Annotated in this window: 18 protein-coding genes; 5 read left to right on the plus strand and 13 right to left on the minus strand. The window is 70.3% G+C overall.

Annotation, left to right across the window (positions count from 1 at the left end):
- Positions 1–110 precede the first annotated feature (110 nt).
- The 4 genes from IU450_RS32440 to IU450_RS32455 form a co-directional block, all read right to left on the minus strand.
- Positions 111–1,685, minus strand: coding sequence for a serine/threonine-protein kinase (locus tag IU450_RS32440; RefSeq protein WP_324197905.1), 1,575 nt, complete (start codon positions 1,683–1,685; stop codon positions 111–113).
- A 156-nt stretch (positions 1,686–1,841) separates the two neighbouring features.
- Positions 1,842–3,593 (minus strand): penicillin-binding transpeptidase domain-containing protein, encoded by a 1,752-nt coding sequence (locus tag IU450_RS32445; RefSeq protein ID WP_195153511.1) that lies wholly within the window; start codon positions 3,591–3,593, stop codon positions 1,842–1,844.
- A 47-nt stretch (positions 3,594–3,640) separates the two neighbouring features.
- Positions 3,641–4,507: an arylamine N-acetyltransferase family protein gene (locus tag IU450_RS32450; RefSeq protein WP_195153512.1), complete on the minus strand. Its 867-nt coding sequence runs from the start codon at positions 4,505–4,507 to the stop codon at positions 3,641–3,643.
- Between the two features lie 71 nt (positions 4,508–4,578).
- The gene (locus tag IU450_RS32455) at positions 4,579–5,580 is read right to left on the minus strand and encodes an alpha/beta hydrolase family protein (RefSeq protein WP_195153513.1); all 1,002 of its coding nucleotides are present in this window, start codon (positions 5,578–5,580) and stop codon (positions 4,579–4,581) included.
- 319 nt (positions 5,581–5,899) lie between these two features.
- On the opposite strand from IU450_RS32455, the gene IU450_RS32460 reads away from it, so the two are divergent.
- The 3 genes from IU450_RS32460 to IU450_RS32470 are packed head-to-tail and all read left to right on the plus strand — an operon-like array spanning position 5,900 to position 8,283.
- Positions 5,900–6,385, plus strand: coding sequence for a TerB family tellurite resistance protein (locus tag IU450_RS32460; protein ID WP_195153514.1), 486 nt, complete (start codon positions 5,900–5,902; stop codon positions 6,383–6,385).
- A 29-nt stretch (positions 6,386–6,414) separates the two neighbouring features.
- Positions 6,415–7,593, plus strand: coding sequence for a winged helix DNA-binding domain-containing protein (locus tag IU450_RS32465; protein ID WP_195153515.1), 1,179 nt, complete (start codon positions 6,415–6,417; stop codon positions 7,591–7,593).
- A gap of 51 nt (positions 7,594–7,644) precedes the next feature.
- Positions 7,645–8,283, plus strand: a complete 639-nt coding sequence (locus IU450_RS32470; protein ID WP_195153516.1) for a GNAT family N-acetyltransferase — start codon at positions 7,645–7,647, stop codon at positions 8,281–8,283.
- Positions 8,284–8,289: 6 nt separating this feature from the next.
- Here IU450_RS32470 and nadC read toward each other — a convergent pair whose 3' ends face one another.
- The 3 genes from nadC to nadA all read right to left on the minus strand — a co-directional run bounded on the left by nadC (position 8,290) and on the right by nadA (position 11,951).
- Complete coding sequence (nadC, locus tag IU450_RS32475) at positions 8,290–9,150, minus strand: carboxylating nicotinate-nucleotide diphosphorylase (RefSeq protein WP_195153517.1); 861 nt, start codon at positions 9,148–9,150, stop codon at positions 8,290–8,292.
- Between the two features lie 64 nt (positions 9,151–9,214).
- Positions 9,215–10,783, minus strand: coding sequence for an L-aspartate oxidase (locus tag IU450_RS32480; protein WP_195153518.1), 1,569 nt, complete (start codon positions 10,781–10,783; stop codon positions 9,215–9,217).
- Between the two features lie 124 nt (positions 10,784–10,907).
- Positions 10,908–11,951 (minus strand): quinolinate synthase NadA, encoded by a 1,044-nt coding sequence (gene nadA / locus IU450_RS32485; protein ID WP_195153519.1) that lies wholly within the window; start codon positions 11,949–11,951, stop codon positions 10,908–10,910.
- 77 nt (positions 11,952–12,028) lie between these two features.
- On the opposite strand from nadA, the gene IU450_RS32490 reads away from it, so the two are divergent.
- Positions 12,029–12,793 (plus strand): NUDIX hydrolase, encoded by a 765-nt coding sequence (locus IU450_RS32490; protein ID WP_324197906.1) that lies wholly within the window; start codon positions 12,029–12,031, stop codon positions 12,791–12,793.
- A gap of 102 nt (positions 12,794–12,895) precedes the next feature.
- Here the strand turns inward: IU450_RS32490 and IU450_RS32495 are convergent, their stop codons facing one another.
- Entirely contained in the window at positions 12,896–13,069 is a 174-nt protein-coding gene (locus tag IU450_RS32495; RefSeq protein ID WP_195153520.1) for a hypothetical protein, read from the minus strand.
- A gap of 418 nt (positions 13,070–13,487) precedes the next feature.
- On the opposite strand from IU450_RS32495, the gene IU450_RS32500 reads away from it, so the two are divergent.
- A complete protein-coding gene (locus IU450_RS32500) occupies positions 13,488–13,691 on the plus strand; it encodes a cold-shock protein (RefSeq protein ID WP_040741190.1) in 204 nt (67 codons plus the stop codon).
- 122 nt (positions 13,692–13,813) lie between these two features.
- On the opposite strand, the gene IU450_RS32505 is transcribed toward IU450_RS32500, so the two are convergent.
- The 5 genes from IU450_RS32505 to IU450_RS32525 form a co-directional block, all read right to left on the minus strand.
- Positions 13,814–15,412 carry an alkaline phosphatase D family protein gene (locus IU450_RS32505; RefSeq protein ID WP_195153521.1) on the minus strand — a complete coding sequence of 533 codons (1,599 nt, stop codon included), beginning with the start codon at positions 15,410–15,412 and terminating at the stop codon, positions 13,814–13,816.
- Between the two features lie 95 nt (positions 15,413–15,507).
- On the minus strand, positions 15,508–16,059 hold the full coding sequence (locus IU450_RS32510) for an AAA family ATPase (protein ID WP_195153522.1): 552 nt from the start codon (positions 16,057–16,059) through the stop codon (positions 15,508–15,510).
- Positions 16,060–16,151: 92 nt separating this feature from the next.
- Complete coding sequence (locus tag IU450_RS32515; RefSeq protein WP_195153523.1) at positions 16,152–16,685, minus strand: DUF1353 domain-containing protein; 534 nt, start codon at positions 16,683–16,685, stop codon at positions 16,152–16,154.
- Positions 16,686–16,759: 74 nt separating this feature from the next.
- A complete protein-coding gene (locus IU450_RS32520; protein ID WP_195153524.1) occupies positions 16,760–17,413 on the minus strand; it encodes a DUF2567 domain-containing protein in 654 nt (217 codons plus the stop codon).
- Positions 17,413–17,640: a hypothetical protein gene (locus IU450_RS32525; protein ID WP_195034144.1), complete on the minus strand. Its 228-nt coding sequence runs from the start codon at positions 17,638–17,640 to the stop codon at positions 17,413–17,415. The genes IU450_RS32520 and IU450_RS32525 overlap by 1 nt, the downstream gene beginning before the upstream one ends.
- Between the last annotated feature and the right edge of the window lie 7 nt (positions 17,641–17,647).

The raw sequence follows: 17,647 nt of genomic DNA on the forward strand, positions 1-17,647 counted from the left end.
GCGCACGGGGCGGTGTGGCGCCGATCTCGTTCGAGGGCTCGGGGGGTCAGCCACCTTCGCGTCCGTGGCGCGACGGCAAACGCGGCGTCGCCTCCGAACCTGGACGCGCGTCAGCGGGTGTCGCTGTCGATGAGGGCGGACCCACTGCCAGGGTTGATCAACCGAAGCGTCACCGACTTGTTCTGGCCCCCGTAGGTCACGCTGGCCACATTGACGTCGACCGAGCCGTCCGCGTTGGTGCCGGTACCGCCACCGGCCGTGTCGACAGTGTTGAAGCCCGTGACCCGATTCTGCGTCCAGTAGGTCTCGAAGGCTTGCTGGCTGCCGTAGACCTGCTGGGCAGCGGGGGTCAACTGTTTCCAAGCAGCGGCGAGACTCAGATACGTGAGGTTGTTGTAGAAGTCCACCACTTGGTCGATCGACACCCGGGAGTCGGCCTTGCCGACGCTCTTCGTCTCGCCCACGGGGGCGGCAGCCGACGACGTATTGCCACCCGGCCGCGTCGACGCGGTCACTGAAGTGGAGCTGCCCTGGGATGCCTGGGAGCTCGAGCCCGATGAGGTCAGCGTGTTCACCATGATGGCCCCGACCACGGCGACGGCGCCGACCAGCGCACCGATCAGCACGGCGCGACGCACGCCGCCAGATCGCCGTTCGGGCGTCGGGCGCGGCTGCGCCATGGTGCGGGGATGCGCCGCGGTGTCCGGATGGGCCGGCCGCGCGGGCGCTGGGCGGGGGCGCGGCTGGCGCTCGGTGGGCGTGTAGGGCGCCGACGCCATCGCCGACGGCCGCAGTGTGCGGGTCGCCGATTCGGAGTCGCCCGCTCTCGGCCGCGCGAACGCTTCGCTGGCCGGCACGAACCCGACGGAAACCGGCGCTGGACCGGCGTCGGCGAACGCGGCGAGGTGGTCGCGCGCCGCGCGCATGCTCGGGCGCTCGGACGGCTCCGGGCTGAGCAGGTCGAGCAGGAAGTCCGTCGCGGGGCCCGCGTTGCGCGGTTCGCTCAGCTGACCATTGGCGGCGGCGTAGAGCACCGCGAGCGGGTTGGAGCCCGCACCGTAGGGCGGTTCGCCCTCCAGCGCGTGGAACAGCGTCGCGCCCAGCGCGAACACGTCGGACGCCGGACTGGGATCGGAGCCGCGGGCGACCTCGGGCGCGAGATAGGCGGCGGTGCCGCAGATCAGTCCGGTCTCGGTGAGCGTGACGTCGCCGGTCGCGCGGGAGATGCCGAAGTCGGTGATCTTCACCGTCCCGTGATCATCGAGCAGGATATTGCCCGGCTTCACGTCACGGTGCACGATGCCCGCCTGGTGCGCGGCGATCAGCGCCGAGGCGACCTGCTCGCCGATCCGCGCGACCTGGGTCAGCGGCAAGGTGCCCTGAGCGCCGATCACCGCGGCCAGGCTCTTGGACTTCAGGTACTCCATCACCAGGCAGGGATCGCCCTCGTGCTCGGTGATGTCGAACACGACGATCGCGTTCGGATGCTGGAAGCGGGCGGCGTTGCGGGCCTCCCGGATCGCGCGTTGGCGAACCACGACGCGTTCGGCCTCGGGCAAGCTCGGTTGGATGTGGATCTGCTTGACGGCCACGGAGCGCTGGAGGCGTTCGTCGACGGCACGCCAGACCACGCCCGTGCCGCCGCTACCAATCCGCTCGACCAGGCGGTAATGCTCCGCGATCAACTGACCGGTATCGATGGCGCCTACTCCGAACCTTCTCGAAATCGTGACATCCCGCATATTGATTACTCACGCGGTCCCGGGATGAGTGTAGCGGGCTCCCGGCGGCTCGCACGCGCCAGCCGGGCCTTGACGCGGGCCGGAATCGCCCGAAACGGACTATTCGCGTGCGCGCAGCATCCGGCCCGCGGCGTCCACGGCGGGCGCCGAACTGCTCGCATCGCTGATGAACACGGAAAACGCCAGGTCGCCGTCGATGCCGACGAACCAACCGTGCGCGTGGGTGTCATCGATGTACTCCGCGGTGCCGGTCTTGCCGAGCAGCCCCGGAATGTCGCGCAATTGCGTGGCGGTGCCGTCGGTGATCGTCTCGCGCAGCATGGCTTTCAGCTGGTCGTCGACCTGCGGCGGCAGTGCTTCCGGAGTGCGGTCCGGGGTGCCCGGCTTGCCCGCGACGAGGGTGGGCGCGGGCGCGGCACCACGAGCGATGGACGCGGCGACCATGGCCATGCCGAACGGCGACGCTGTCACCTGCCCTTGACCGATCGCCGACTCCACCCGCAGCGCGGAGGTGCCTGCCGGTGGCACCTTTCCGGTGACAGTCGTCAGGCCCGGTGTGACGTAGTCGATCCCGAGGCCGAGTTGTGCGGCCGCTTTCGTCAGTGCGTCGGCGGGCAATTGCACGGCGAGGGCGCCCATGGTGGTGTTGCAGGAGCGGGCGAACGCGGTGTGCAGCGGGACCGAGCCCAGATCGAAGTTGTTGTCGTTGGGGATGCGGCGGCCCTCGATGTTCGCGGTGCCGGGGCAGGGCAGCACGGTGTCGGGTGTCACCGTTCCGGCCTGCAACGCGGCGGAGACGGTGACCGTCTTGAACGTCGAACCCGGCGGGTAGAGCCCGGTCAGCGCGATCGGGCCCTGCGCGTCGGCGGGGGCGTTCTGCGCGATCGCGACGACCTCGCCGGTCGACGGCCGCAGGGCGACGATCGCGGCGGGCTGGGCAACCGGGACCAGGGCGGCCTCCGCGGCGCGCTGCAAGCCGAGGTCGAGCGTGGTCGCGATGTCCGCGGTGGGCGTCGGGTCCGTCCCAGCGACGCGCTGGGTGCCCTCCGGGGTCTGGGCGCGCACCGCCCACCCCGCGTTCGCGTCGGCGGACTCCTGCCACAGCTCGGCCAGTCCGGACAGGGTCGGTGCGGCCAGCGCCTTGTCGGTCGTCAGCAGGCGGGTCTGCGGGGCGAGGACGACACCGGGCAGCGCGGTCAGACGATCTCGGACCGGGGCGAGATCGCTCTCGCGCAGGGTGATCGCGGTGATCGATTTGCCTTGGGCCGCTGCCGATTCCGCTTGCAGCGATTGCGCGGTGAGGCCGGGCGCGAGTGGGCCGAGCAGGTCCGCGACGGCGGCGAGGTCGGCGCCGGGGCCGACATTCACCAGCGTGACGATCTGCTCGGTCATCAGTTCGCCGCCGGTGGAATCGAGGATGCGGGCCGGTTTCGGATAGACCCTGCTGTAGCTCAGCGGCCCCGCGGCCAGCCCGGGGGCGACCGTGGCGGGATCCCACTTCACCCGCCACCCCACTCCGTCGTCGCGCGCGGTGCCGTTGGTGGTGTAGGTCCACTCGGACTTGCCGTCGCCGCCCAGCTTCCAGGTGGCGGCCAGCGCGAAACCGTTCTCGTCGGCCGAGCGCACCTCGAAGCGCACGTCCTTGCCGAGCCCTTCGTAGAGCGCGCCGAGGGTGTCCGCGGCCAGGGCCGGGTTGTCGGTGAGCGCGGCCGCCGCGGCGACGTCGTCGCGGTTGAGCGCCTCGGCGAACTGCCCGGCGACGGTGTCGGGCTGTTCCGGTCCGGACGAGCAGGCGGTGAGCACGAGAATCGGTGCGGCGAACAGGACGAGGGACTTCCGGTTGGTACGCACGCCGACGACCCTATCGGGCCGGGCGCCGCGCCGAGCGGATCACGAGGTCAGTCGCGCGACCACGGAGCCTCCGCGAGCGCGGCGGCGTCGGCGTCGGCGAGGTCGATGTCGAACACCTCGGTGAGGATCTTGGGCAGCTCGGCGGGTTCCAGCTCCTTCGTGTCGCTCGTGCCGTCGGGGTACTCGGTGACGAACGTGGTGCCGTCCAGCACGTGGTGCACGTCGGGGCGGAAGCGCTGCGCGTACGGCCGGGTGGTGAACGGGGAACGCGGCGAGGTCGACACGAAGTGGTTGCCGACCGCGTAGTCGATGCGGTACTGCGGATTCAGGGTGAAACTGTGCCGGTCGACCCACCCGTCGCGGCCGTATTGGTGCAGCACCCACAACTCCGAATCCAGCTCACCGCGCGTACTCTCCAGCCGGAACTTCCATTCGCCCGCGGCGAATTCGCCGGTCTCGGCGGACAGTTCGAACGGCACGAGCGGTCCGGCGCCGAAGCCGACGTCGCACAGCCAGACCCGATCGTCGTCGGCGGTGGTCACGCGCAGCAACGCGTGGGTGGCGGGCCGCAATGCCGTGCCCGCGCCCATGCTCACGCGCCCGCTGAGGCCCGTGACGCCGAACCCGAGCCGTTCCAGCGCGGCCGCGAACAATCCCACGTTCTCGTAGCAGTAGCCGCCGCGGCGCCGCCGCACGAGTTTGTCCTGCAAGCTCGCCAGATCCAGTGGAATCGACCGGCCCAGGATGATCTCCAGGTTCTCGAACGGGATCTCGGTGGTGTGCGCGCGCACCAGCTCGTGCAGCGTCCGGACAGTGGGGGCGCGCTCGCCGTCGAAACCGATGCGGGCCAAATAGGCGTCCAGATCGAGTTCCGCTCCGTTCCAGTGGTAGGCCGGGTCGGTCGGCTTGCTCATCGCGTCCTCGCTTCGTCGTCGGTCTTCTCGGTCAACCGCGCGGGGACACGATCATGTTCCCGCCCGACGGCTCAGGCCGCGCACTTCGCGCCCGGCGGGGCGGGCGGTGCGGTGACGACGCCGTGCGCGACGTCCACGAGGTAGTCGCGATCCGGGCCGTCGACCGGTTCCGCGCCGAGCAGCAGTCGCTCGACGACGCAGCCGCCCTCGAAGAAGGCCGGTCCGACGCTGTGGTCGCCCGGAACCACCCGCCCGTTCAGGTCGCGCCCGGTGACGACGGTGTACATCGAGGTGGGCCGTCCCGCGACGCGCAAGCCCGCGCGCATCTCGATGCTGGTGGCGTAGGGCACCACGTCGTCGGCGGTGCCGTGGACGAGAAACGCGCGCCGTATGTCCATCCGTTCGGCCAGCAGGGCGGGCGAGCGTTCGACGTAGGCGAGCGGGCACACCGTGGGCGGGCAACCACCCGCGTCGCGCTCGATCTGTCCGGGCAGTGCCGGATCCACCGCCACCGCGCCCAGCCACATCGTGAAATCGTCGGCGGGACCGTAGTTGTCGACCCAGTAGTCGAACATCCCGCGCGGTCCGTGCGCCACCGCGAGACCGCTGGTGATGCCGCCCTGGCTCCACCCCCACAGCACCGTGCGGGCGATCGAGGGATGGGCGTCCCGGTACCACGCGGTCGCGGCGACGATGTCGCGCCAGCCCGCCCACAGATTCCACTCTCCGGTGCGCCACACGCTGCCGTCGGAGCGCAGGTCCATCGACAGGATCGGGGTGGCGGTGCGCCGCGCGATCGAGTCGAGGTACCCGGCGAAATCCGCCGACGACCCGTCGTGCCCGTGCACCGCGACCACGAGCGCCTGCGCGGTCACGTCGCCCTGCGCGCACCGATAGGGCTCGTAGACCCGCCCGGTCGCCGTCTCACCGTCCACGGTCAGCGAGACCGGGCGCACCGCCACCCCGGGGACGCATGCCGCATCCGCCGAAACCCGCGGCGCCACAGAACTTCCCATTACGAGCACGCCGGACAGCGCGCAGCACAGTACGAGTACCGAATGTGCCCATCGCATACTCGGATGATGTCACGGCGTCCACGGCGTCAGCGACCTCCTTGTTCGGCATCGATCACCAATCCACGCACCATCTCCGGGGTGCTGCGCGAAGCGGGCATGACCCGCCGGCGGCGCTACGGACCGGAACGTCGCAGCCAGGTCCCCGTCAGCGATCTCGAAGCACGCTTTCCCGGCCTGCTCGACCTGGGAGCTGGAGGATCGATCCCGATTTTTGGGGGCAGGACCGGGCGTGCGGGTCCTGTTACGGTCCGGGTATTCATTTCGAGTCCGGACGGCACGGGTCCGCGCGTTCGGACGTCTTCTCATGGAGTCCGCCATGGCCTACGTACCCCGCCTCACCCCCGACGCGACCCTGATCAGCACGCTGGCGCAGAACGCCGCGAGGTGGCGCGAACAATTGCTGGCCGAGCGGAACGCCTTGCGCGGCGGAACTTTTCGCGATGCCGCCGTCGCTCTGTGCGCGCTGGTCGCGATGGGCGATGGCGCGACCGAGGCGGCCGACCGCGCCGCTGTCGCCGAACTCGTCACGGCCGACCCGATCTTGCGGAACTTCCCGGTCGACGACTTGCGCGCCCTGTTCGAAGACAACTGCAATCGGCTGGCGAACGACCCGGTTCGCGGTTGCGCGCACGTGCTGCGGCAGATCGCCAAGGCCGGGGGCAAGCCGGTCGAAGCGGATGCCGTGATCCGGATCGGCATCCTGACCGGCAGCGCGTCCGGAGTGTGCGGCTCGTCGGCGATCGAGGCCGTCCGTGACGCCTGCCGGACGCTGCGCTTGGCGCCGGAGCGCTTCGGCCTCTGAGCCCCGGTCGCGGGCGCTACGATTCGCCTATGCGTTCGATTGATGCCGCCGAGCGGCGCGCTCGGCTGGCGGTGCGGCACCGGCTGGCGGCGCCGGAGCGGTCCGGGCGGGTCGCCGACATCGCCCGCTCGATGGTGGCCCTGCACGCGACCGATCCGGCGACCGTATTCCTCTCCGTCGCGGCCCGTGCCGAGGGCCTGAGCCCCTCCGATGTCGAACAGGCGCTCTACGAGGACCGATCGCTGCTGCGGATGCTCGCCATGCGCCGCACCATGTTCGTCGTGCCGGTGGATCTGGTCCCGGTTCTGCAGGCCTCGTGCGCGGACGCGCTGGCGCACAAGCAGCGGCGCACCTATGGCAAGTACTTGGCGCAGGCAGGCATCGGGGACGGCGATACGCCGGGCTGGTGGGCCGAGGTGGAAGCGGAGACGCACAAAGCGTTGCTGGCCCGCGGCGCGGCGACCGGCGCGCAGCTGAGCAAGGACGTCCCGCGGTTGCGCACCCAGGTGAACACCGCGCCGGACAAGGCGTACTCGAAGCCGACGAACATCACCACCTGGGTACTGGTGACACTCGGTTGTGAAGGCCGCATCGTGCGCGGGCGGCCGAACGGCAGCTGGGCCAGCAGTCAGTACACCTGGGCGCCCATCGAATCGTGGTTGCCCGACGGCGTCCCCACCCTGTCCGCCGCCGAGGCCCGCGCCGAACTGGTCCGCCACTGGTTGCGCGCGTTCGGCCCCGCGCCGGTGTCCGATATCAAGTGGTGGACCGGGTGGACGCTCGGCGAAGTGCGCGCCGCGCTCGGCGCGCTCGAGCTGGTCGAGGTCGACCTGGACGGCGTGACCGGTGTGCTGCTGGCCGACGATGTGGAACCGGTCGCCACTCCGGAGCCGTGGGCGGCGCTGCTCCCCGCCCTCGATCCGACGCCGATGGGCTGGCAGGCGCGCGAGTGGTACCTCGGCCCGCACGCCCCGAATCTGTTCGATCGCAACGGAAATGTCGGCCCAACGGTCTGGTGGGACGGACGAATCGTCGGCGGCTGGGCACAACGCAAGGACGGCGAGATCGTCTACCGCCTGCTCGAAGACGTGGGCGCGGACGCCGAAGCGCTGATCTCCGAGCAAGCGCAACGGATCACCGAATGGTTCGGCGATATACGCACCATCCCCCGGTTCCGCACCCCACTGGAGCGCGAACTCACCGCCTGAACCACCTGGCACGACCGGATCTGCCGCCCGGCGCCGGGTAGCTTGGGCGGCATGGAGATTCGCGGGTTCACCGAGAGCGATCGAGCCGCACTGCGCGTCTTGTTCGGTCGGGCCGGGGCGGGTTCGCCGACCGAGTCGCTGTGGGGGCATCCCGAGTCGGAGGCGGCGATCTATCTGGATCCGTATATGGATCTGGAACCCGAGTCGCTGTTCGTCGCGGAGTCCGAGGGTGAGCTGGTCGGGTACCTGACAGGCTGTGTGGACAGTGCGGCCTTCCCCAGCGAGAGCGAGCGGATCGAGCAGGCCATCCGCCGCTATCGCTTGGTGTTCCGCCGCACCTCGGCCGGGTTCTTCGCCCGCAGCATCGCCGACGCCGCCGGCGCCGCGATCCGCCGGGCCCCGACAGCGGGAGATTTCCGCGACGAGCGCTGGCCGAGCCACCTCCACATCAACGTCGCGCCGCAGGCCAGAGGCACCGGGGCCGCCGATCGGCTGATGGTCCGCTGGTTCGAGCGGCTCGCCGAAGCCGGCTCGCCCGGCTGCCACTTGCAGACACTGGTCGAAAATGTCCGCGCGGTCCGGTTTTTCGAGCGCGTGGGTTTCACCGCGCACGGCGCCGAGCCCTTGGTCGCCGGCCTGCGCTACCTCGGCCGGCGGGTGCATCAGCGCACGATGGTGCGCGACAGCTGACGCCGCCTACATGTCCAACCCGAGGTCGAGCACCCGGACCGAGTGGGTGAGCGCGCCGACCGCGAGGTAGTCGACGCCGGTGCGGGCGTAGTCGGCGGCGACGTCGAGGCTCAGGCCCCCGGAGGACTCCAGTTTCGTCTGCGGGGACGCGGCGTTGCGGCGCTGCACCGCCGCCTGCGTCTGCCAGAGCGGGAAGTTGTCCAGCAGGACCAGTTCCACGTTCTCGGCGAGCACGGCGTCGAGCTGTTCGAGGCTGTCGACCTCGACCTCACAGGCGATGTGGGGAGCGGCGGCGCGCACCGCGCGCAGCGCCTCGACCACCGATCCCGCGGCGACCACGTGGTTGTCCTTGATCAGCGCGGCGTCACCGAGACCCATGCGATGGTTGACACCGCCGCCCACGCGCACGGCGTATTTCTGCAGCGCGCGCAATCCGGGCAGCGTCTTGCGGCTGTCCCGGATGCGGCAGTGGGTGCCCGCGACGGCGTCCACCCAGGCGGCGGTCGCCGTGGCGATGCCGGACAGGTGGCACACCAGGTTGAGCATCGTGCGCTCGGCGGTGAGCAGCCCCCGCGTCGGCGCGATCAGAGTCAGCACGGACTGCCCCGGTGACACTCGGGTGCCGTCGGCGACGCGATCGGTGATCTCGTAGTCGCTCGCGCCGATCACCTCGTCGAGCACCAGCAATCCGGCGTCGATTCCCGCGACGGTGCCCGGCTCCCGCGACACCACCGAAGCCTTGATCACCGCGTCGGCAGGCACCGTGGCCGTCGTGGTGACGTCCGGGCCGTAACGCAGGTCCTCGTCCAGGGCCGCGCGAATGAGCCGCAGCACTTCGTCGCGATCCAGGGCGGCATCCAAAGCCATCGAAGTGTTCCTCTCTCGCCCAGCGGGTCGGCGGTCCTGCCGGAATCCTGCTCGGCGGCTGTGGTCAGGAGATCGGGGCGTACTCGGGGACGCCGTCGTCGTTCAGCCGGATCGGGAGGCTGTGGCGCAGTTCGGGCACGGCCTCCGGGTGATCCGACCGGGTGTGACAGCCGCGGCTCTCGGTGCGGGCGAGCGCGGCCAGCAGCAGGGCGCGTGCCGCGAGGGTGAGCGCGGCGTCCTCGATCGCGGCGATCGGGTGTGCGTCGGCGACGCGCGTGTCGCGGCGGGTGACCACGTCGTCGAGCCGCTTGAGCGCTTCGGCGAGACCGGCGCGGTCGCGGACCACCGAGGCGTGCGTGGTCATCAGGCCCTGCACCACGTCACGGGTGACGTACTCGGCGGCGCGAGCGGGAATCTCGCTCACCCCGGCCCGCTCACCGAGCCGCTCGGCAGCGGCGGCCCCCGCCCGCTCACCGACCACCAGTCCCTCGAGCAAGCTGTTGGAAGCCAACCGGTTGGCCCCGTGCAGACCGGTGCGCGCGACCTCGCCGGCCGCGTACAGGCCGGGCACTCCGGTACGGCCGTGCGTGTCGGTGACGACTCCCCCGCACTGGTAGTGCGCGGCAGGCGCGACCGGGATCAGATCCGTGCGCGGGTCGATGCCCGCCGCCAGGCACGAGGCGGTGATCGTCGGAAATCGTTGCGGGAAGCCGTCGATCGATCGCGCGTCGAGGTAGACGTGCTCGGCGCCGAGCGCACGCATCCGCGCCGCGATGGCACGGGAGACGACGTCGCGGGGTGCGAGGTCGCCGCGCGGATGCACCCCCGCGGTCACCGGGTTGCCTTCGGTGTCCACCAGCGTCGCGCCTTCGCCGCGCACCGCTTCGCTGATCAGCGGCCTGCGCCCCACTCCGCCGGGGGTGTAGAGCACGGTCGGGTGGAACTGCACGAACTCCAGATCGGAGACGGCCGCTCCGGCCCACAGCCCGAGCGCGACGCCGTCGGCGGTGGCGCCCGGCGGATTGGTGCTCAGCGCGTACAGCTGTCCGAGGCCGCCGGTGGCCAGGAGCACGGCGGGCGCGTGAACGACGCCGAATCCCTTCTCCGACACCGCGACTACGCCCCGCACCCCGTTCGGCCCGGTGACGATCTCACCGGCCGCGGCGCCGAACAGCACCGGCAGACCGGCCTCGTTCAGCGCTCGCTGCACCTCCGCGCCGGTGGCGTCGCCACCGGCGTGGATGATCCGGCGGGTGCTGTGCCCGCCCTCGCGGGTCCGCGAGATCTGGCCGTCGCGCCCGAGGTCGAACACCGCGCCGAGGTCGGTCAGCGCGGCCACCGCGGCCTGCCCGCCCTCGACGATGGAGCGCACGGCGTCCACGTCGCACAGTCCGGCGCCCGCCTCCACCGTGTCGTGCACGTGCGATTCGACGGAGTCACCGTGCGGCGCCACCACCGCGATGCCGCCTTGGGCGTACTGGGTGGACGTGTCGGTCGGACCGCCTTTGCTGAGCGTGAGCACGCGCAGGCCACGCAGTGAGGCGGTGCGCGCCGCGGTCAGCCCCGCGACGCCGCCGCCGATCACGACCAGGTCGGCCTCGGCCTCCCAGTCGATCGAAACCCGGGATGTCATCGGCCCGCGCCTCTCTGCCTCTCCGTCTCGCGATCGGCGCCGGTGCTCCCGGCGAGGGCGCGATGGTCAGCGCTCCCGCTGGGAACACCGCGCTCCGCCGGAGGCCGACCCACCGGGGTCGAGCTCATTCACCGCCGCCGGGATTGCCGATCGCGATCATCCGCTGCACCGAATTACGGCCCAGCGCAGCGGTTTCCGGATCGACGTGCACTTCGTCGCGGCCTTCGACCAGGCAGCGCAGCAGCGCCGCCGGGGTGATCATCTTCATGTACTTGCACGACGCCCGGTCGTTCACGGCCTGGAAGTCGATGCCGGGGGCGGCCTTGCGCAGCTGGTGCAGCATGCCTACCTCGGTGGCCACCAGCACCTGATTCGACTTCGCCGCCTTGGCCGCGTCGATCATGCCGCCGGTCGACAGGATGTGCACCCGGTCGGCCGGGAACGATCCCTCGCCCGCCAGATACAGCGCCGAGGTGGCGCAGCCGCATTCCGGGTGCACGAACAGCTCGGCGTCGGGATGGGTGCGCGCCTGCTCGGCCAACTCGTCGCCGTTGATGCCCGCGTGCACGTGGCATTCGCCCGCCCAGATGTGCATGTTCGCCCGGCCGGTGACCCGTTTGACGTGCGCGCCGAGGAACTGGTCCGGCAGGAACAGCACCTCGCGATCCGGGTCGATCGAGGCGACCACGTCGACCGCGTTGGACGATGTGCAGCAGATGTCTGTGAGCGCTTTCACCTCGGCCGTGGTGTTCACGTAGGACACGACCACCGCGTTCGGGTGCTCGGCCTTCCATGCGCGCAATTCATCGGCGGTGATCGAATCGGCCAGCGAACAACCGGCGCGCTGATCCGGGATGAGCACGGTCTTTGCCGGGCTCAGAATCTTGGCGGTCTCGGCCATGAAATGCACGCCGCAGAACACGATCGTGTCCTCGGGCGCCTCGGCCGCGATCCGCGACAGCGCCAGCGAATCGCCGACGTGATCGGCCACGTCCTGGATCGCGGGCAACTGGTAGTTGTGCGCCAGAATGGTCGCGTTGCGCTCCCTGGCCAGTCGCTTGACTTCCTGCGCCCACTCCGGCGTTGCCTCGACACCAGCGAACCCGGAGGGCCCGTCGAACACCTGCCCCATCAGCGGAGGCGCCAGTTTCGCACCCGTCGTCGCCATGGATGGCTCCCTTCCTCGTGCGGTCGGCTCCACGGCCGATTCGCACCAAACCAGGTTTTCGACTTACAATCGAAAACGTGGGCCATAGTAGCACCATCCACGAATCGCTCACCGCGGTGTTCCAGGTTCGTCGCTTCCCGAGCGGCATCGGCGCAGGTCACGCCCCAGCGGAGGACTCAGCGGGCATGCTGCGGCGTTGCCCGCCCGACCAGCGGACCGAACTGGCGGTGTTGCTGTGGGAACGCGCGCTCGACCCGCAGAAGGGCACCTGGTCGCTGCCGGGCGGCCGATTGCGCGACGACGAGGACCTCGACGCCTCCGCCCGCCGCCAGCTCGCCGAGAAGGTGGACGTGCGCGAGCTGAGCCACCTCGAGCAGCTCTCGGTGTTCAGCGCCCCCGACCGGGTGCCGAGCCCGCGGCGCATCGCCTCGGCCTACCTCGGACTGGTGCCGCTGACCGCCGACCCCCAATTGCCCTCGGACACCGCCTGGCACCCCGTCTCGGCGCTACCGGACATGTCCTTCGATCACCGCACGGTGGTCGATCACGCCCGCACCCGCTTGGCCGCGAAGCTGTCGTACACCAATATCGCCTTCGCTCTCGCGCCGGACCGGTTCACCATGTCCACCCTGCGCGAAATCTACTGCGCGGCACTCGGATACGACGTCGACACGACGAACCTCCAGCGCGTACTCTCGCGCCGCAAAGTGATCACGCCCACCGGAGCCACGGCCGCCCCGGGCCGCGCGGGCGGGCGCCCCGCCGCGGTCTACCGCTTCACCGACTCCGGCCTGCGAGTGACCGACGAATTCGCGGCGCTGCGACCGCCCGGCCCCTCCTGAACCTTCAACGAGGGGGCTGGTCCCACACCCGTTTGCCTCCGCACCGTCGGCGAAGGCGAGTAACGCGTGGGACAAGCCGGGAGGCTGCGGGGGCGGTTCGAGTCAGTAGGCGGTGTCCGCTTTGCCGTGCTTGGGGCGGCGGCGATACTGCCGCTTGCTCGGTATCGGGCGCGCGGCGTTGCTGCGCCGCAACGCATCCCGCCGCCGCCAAGCCGCTAGGTCCGCGCGGTCCCGCTCAGCAGGAGGCGTCTCGGCCACGACTCGATCTCGTTGCATCGCCGACCCCCTTTCGACACGTTCTCGGCTGCTTCGGCCGCCCACCATATCCCCGCCCCCGCCCCACCTCCACTTGTTTTCTCCCGCGGACCCCAGGCCGTCGCCACGGCGGCCTGGCCGACGGCGGGGTGCCCACACCACACGAAGGAACTTTCCGGTGCCGTCCGTGCGCGGCAGGCCGACATCACGACTTGGGTCGCCGCAGGCCCGAAGTCGCCGCAGTAAGCGAATCGGCCGCCGTCGAGGCCTGATCCGGCGGGTCACGCTGCGGGATCGGCAGTGACCGCTCGTGTCGGTTGGCTCACAAACGGGCGTGGGCGGTATCGGAAAGTGCCGGTTCATGGCAGGGTGGACCACTGAGATCAGGTTATCGATGTGATTCGCCTGGCTCATCTACAGAAAAGATTGAAGTAAAGCAATGGCTCAAGGCAGTGTGAAGTGGTTTAACAGCGAAAAGGGCTTCGGCTTCATCGCACAAGACGGTGGCGGCGCCGACGTCTTCGTTCATTACTCCGCCGTGTCCGGCTCGGGATTCAAGTCCCTTGAAGAGGGGCAGCGCGTGGAGTTCGAGATCGGCCAAGGACAGAAGGGCCCGCAGGCTCAGGACGTCCGCGCGATCTGATCGACGTAGCTAGGTAAGAGCCCCGCACCTTCACGGTGCGGGGCTTTTGCGTGTGGTGAGCGTCCAGGCCGCCGCCCCCTCGTACCTTGCCGGTGGTCACCAACGCGGGGCCGCGGAACTCATCACTCTCCGGCAAGCTCCAGGTCGGCCACCTTTACCAGCCCCTCCTGCGATCGGGCGGTCTCCAGCGTGAACCGGGCGGAGCGGCCCTCGATGACGAGGGAGGCGATCGAGTTGCCGAAATGCGGGCCGCTGAGCTTGCGCCATCGGACCGGATCGGGTGAAATACCGCGCCGATCCGCGAGCCACCGCAGCGCAGACGCGATCGGCGCCGTCCACGACAGCGCGAACGCCGGATGGAACATCTTGGGCGGATCGTTGTGCACCGGTGAGCACACCAGTTGCAGCACTCGGGATTTCGTCGGCTGTGCGAAGGTGGCGCCCGCGACGTAGCTGTGGTGCACGTCGCCGGACAGCACGCAGATCGTGCCAGGTGCGCCCGGCGCGCTGCCCAGCCGATGGATCAGGCGCGACAACCGTTCGAAGGACGCGCGGAACGCGGGCCAGTGCTCCAGATCCGCCGCCTGCCTGACCTTCTCGCCGAGCCGGCCGCGCCATCCTGGCAGATTCGCCGCACGCTCGTTGAGCGATTGGAAGTGGCTCAGCGCGGGCGGCATCAGCCACGGCAGAGACGATCCGATCAACAGGTGGTCGAAGTCGCCGGCGGCGTTGCGCTCGATCCAGTCGAACTCCTCCGGCCCGACCATCAGCCGCTCCCCGTCGAGGATTCGGCCGCCGCGGGTGTCGATCACCAGCAGCCGGATCCGGCCGAAGTCGCGGCGGTAGCTCCAGCGAGCGGGTTTGCGGCCGTCGACCTCTTTGTCGGCCTGCTCGGCGAAGTCCTCCAGCAGGTCCTGCACGTCCTCGCCCGCCGTGGTGACCTGGCGGTAGAGCGGGTCACGCGCGAGCTCGTCCGGGCCGAGGTTGCCGATGTGCTGGTACACCCAGTAGGACGCGAGCCCGGCGCGAATGCGCTTGCGCCACCACGGCTTCGCCGCCATCTGCTCGCGCCACGCGCGCGAGGTGTTCCAGTCGTCGCGCACGTCGTGGTCGTCGAAGATCATCGACGTCGGCACGGTCGACATCAGCCAGCGGATCTCCGGGTCCGACCACGACTCGTGGTAGAGCTCGCCGTACTCGCGGAACGACACGACCTCGCCGCGGGGCTCCTGCTCGCCGCGCCGCCGCGCGAGCCATTCCGTCATCCGCGGTGTCGGCTCATCGGCGTAGACCTGGTCGCCGAGTAGCAGCAGTGCGTCCGGCCATTCCCGCTCGGGCGAGCCCATCATGCGCAGGGCGTACGCGTCCAGCGCGTCCACCCCCAACTTGTCGGCCTCCAGCACGCCCGGCGCGGCCTTGGCCGCCCGGCACGATCCGAACAGGATCTTCTCGACGGTCCGCGTGCGAATCCGGCAGGGCGGCTGCTCTGATCCCGGCTCGGGCCACACCGGCACCCCGTCGAGCCGCACCTGGTAGGGGATCGACGCGCCGGATTCCAGTCCGTCGATCGAGACCAGCGCGAAGTGCTGCTCCCCCACCTGAAAAGTGCGAGCGACCCGCCCCAGAACATCCACCTCGCACGCGTCATCGGTTTCCACCCAGACGGTCGCCGAGGTCGCGTCGACATGCCGTAACACCGGCCCCAAAACCAACTCCGCCATACCCCACGCTACGTCGCCGATCGCCCGTGGGAAATCGGAAACGATGGCATATCGCTGCGGCATCGGTTGAGAAGGGCTCTCGACATGCGCCGTTTTCAGGAGGGAGCGTTGATGAAGGCGAGGATTTCGGGGAGGGCGGGGTGGTAGGTGGAGGTGGTGTCGACCTCGAGGGAGGGGGCGTCGAGGGCGATTCGCTCGAAGGCGGCGGGTGCCGGGTTGGGGTGGTCGGGGTCGGAGTGGGCGCGGCGGCGTGGATCGGCCCGGCGGCGCTGGGCAGCGCGGTCGGCGGCGAGGACCGGGTCGACCGCGCAGTGGACGATGCGCAGCCGGGCGTGCGACTGCAAGAGCGTCAAGCCGGGACGCCACAGGCGGTCTTGGAAGGCGGCTTCGGCAACGACCGTGACGCCCGCGCGCAGCAGCAGTTCGAGCGTCTCGAAGAACACCGGCAGGGTGCGGAGGTTCAGCTCGTCCTGCGGGCCCGGAGCGAAATCCGGTATCGCGTGGACCATTCCCTCTTTGATCTCGTCCCGGCAGATGGCCGGACAGCCGATCGCGTCGGCGAGGGCGTGGGCGAGCGTCGTCTTACCGGACCCGGGTGGGCCGCTCACGACGACGAGGGTGGGGAGCCTGTGCGAACCGTCGGCCATGCCCGCACCGTAACTCGTGTGCCGCCCGGACGGCGAGACGCGTCCGCGCCGGGCGTGACGCGCCGTGGCACAGGGGTTTTCGGCCGGACCGGTCAGGCAGTCTTCATCTGCGGGCCGGGCGGCGGGGCTTCGGTCCGCTGCGCCACTCGTGATCCGGCCCAGAAGACCAGTTCCACCAGCCAGAACAGCAGGAGGAAGACCGTCACCACGGTGGCGGGGACAGCCAGGAAGAACACCGAGGGAACGGCGACGACGACGAACCGGGCGACCTCTCCCGCGCTCGCGCCGCGCAACCGGTGCGCCGCACGCACGGCCGCCCACATCATCCAGCGACGCGGCAGCGACACCCCGAGTTCGTGCAGGCTCCGGCGGAAGATGCCGTCGGCGTCGGCCACGCTCACCGCGTTCGAGCTGAGCAGGTAGTCGTGCAGGATCGCGGCGCGGGTGTAGCTGCCGTACCGCGGAATCAACCAGACCAGTGCGCGCGGCACCGAGGCGAAATCGGTACGGAAACCGGCGGGAACCACGAACTCCTCGGTCGCGCCGCGATAGACGAGCGGCTCGGTCACCCGCCAGAACTTGGCATCGAGCTCTTCGACGACCGGACCGCCACCCACAAAGGCCACGTCCCATTCCTTCCCGCACACGCGTTTCCCAACCCCCGAGGTGGTTCGGAAAGCCTTCCGATCGCGGCGACGCGTCAGCGCCGTGGGCGGTATTCGGGCATCGAATACCCTTCCGCGACAGGTTCGTAGCCACCATAGGGCAGCTCTGCCCCGCTCGCAGCCGCACCGTAGGGCGTGTAAGCGCCCTGGGTGCCGAAGGCATCCTCCCCGCGCCGGGCGGTGCGGCGGCCACTGCCGAGATCCTCCGAAGTACTGAGCGCGGCGAGGAAAAGCATGACGAACGAGGCGATCAGCGGCTGCACGATCAGCGCGAGCGAACTGCCCAGCTCGATCGGCAAGGCGACGATCTGTCCGACCGGCGGGTCGTGCGGGCGCGGATGCAGCCATTCGGCGACCTGCTCCCCCACGCGCGCCATCACCACCGCGCCCGCGCCGGAACCCACCAGCAAGCCGAGTTGCAACAGCGGCCCGCGCGCCGACCGCCACCGCCACACGGCCAGCGCCGAAAGCAGACCGAGCACCGCTCCCGCGAGCACGAACAATGCCAGCGCATCGAACTGATGGGCGCTCTCCCCGGTCAACGCGACTCCGCGCCCCGGCTCGACCACCAGCAGCCGCTCGGTCGGCGCCAGCAGGCCCCATCCGGCACCCGCGATCGCGCTGACCACCACCACCCCGGCGGTGGCCAGCGCCACCGCCCGCACCTCGTCCCGGGACGGCGACGCCACTAGCGGCGCTCCAGTTCGGCCGAGTCGACCACACCGTGCCGTGAGCACTTGGCCCACCAGCCGTCCGGGCTCACCTGCACGATCATGCGGCGGCCGCACTGTTCGCAGAAGCGCGGCGGCTCCAGGCCCAGCGCGGCGGCGGCCGGGATCGCGTCGTCGAGGCCCGGCACGATTCGCTTGCCGGTGAACGGGTTGTAGCGCTCGTCCATGTTCATGACAGTACTCATGCTCGCC

Origin of the sequence: Nocardia abscessus (assembly GCF_015477775.1) — a bacterium.
Classification (GTDB): domain Bacteria; phylum Actinomycetota; class Actinomycetes; order Mycobacteriales; family Mycobacteriaceae; genus Nocardia; species Nocardia abscessus_A.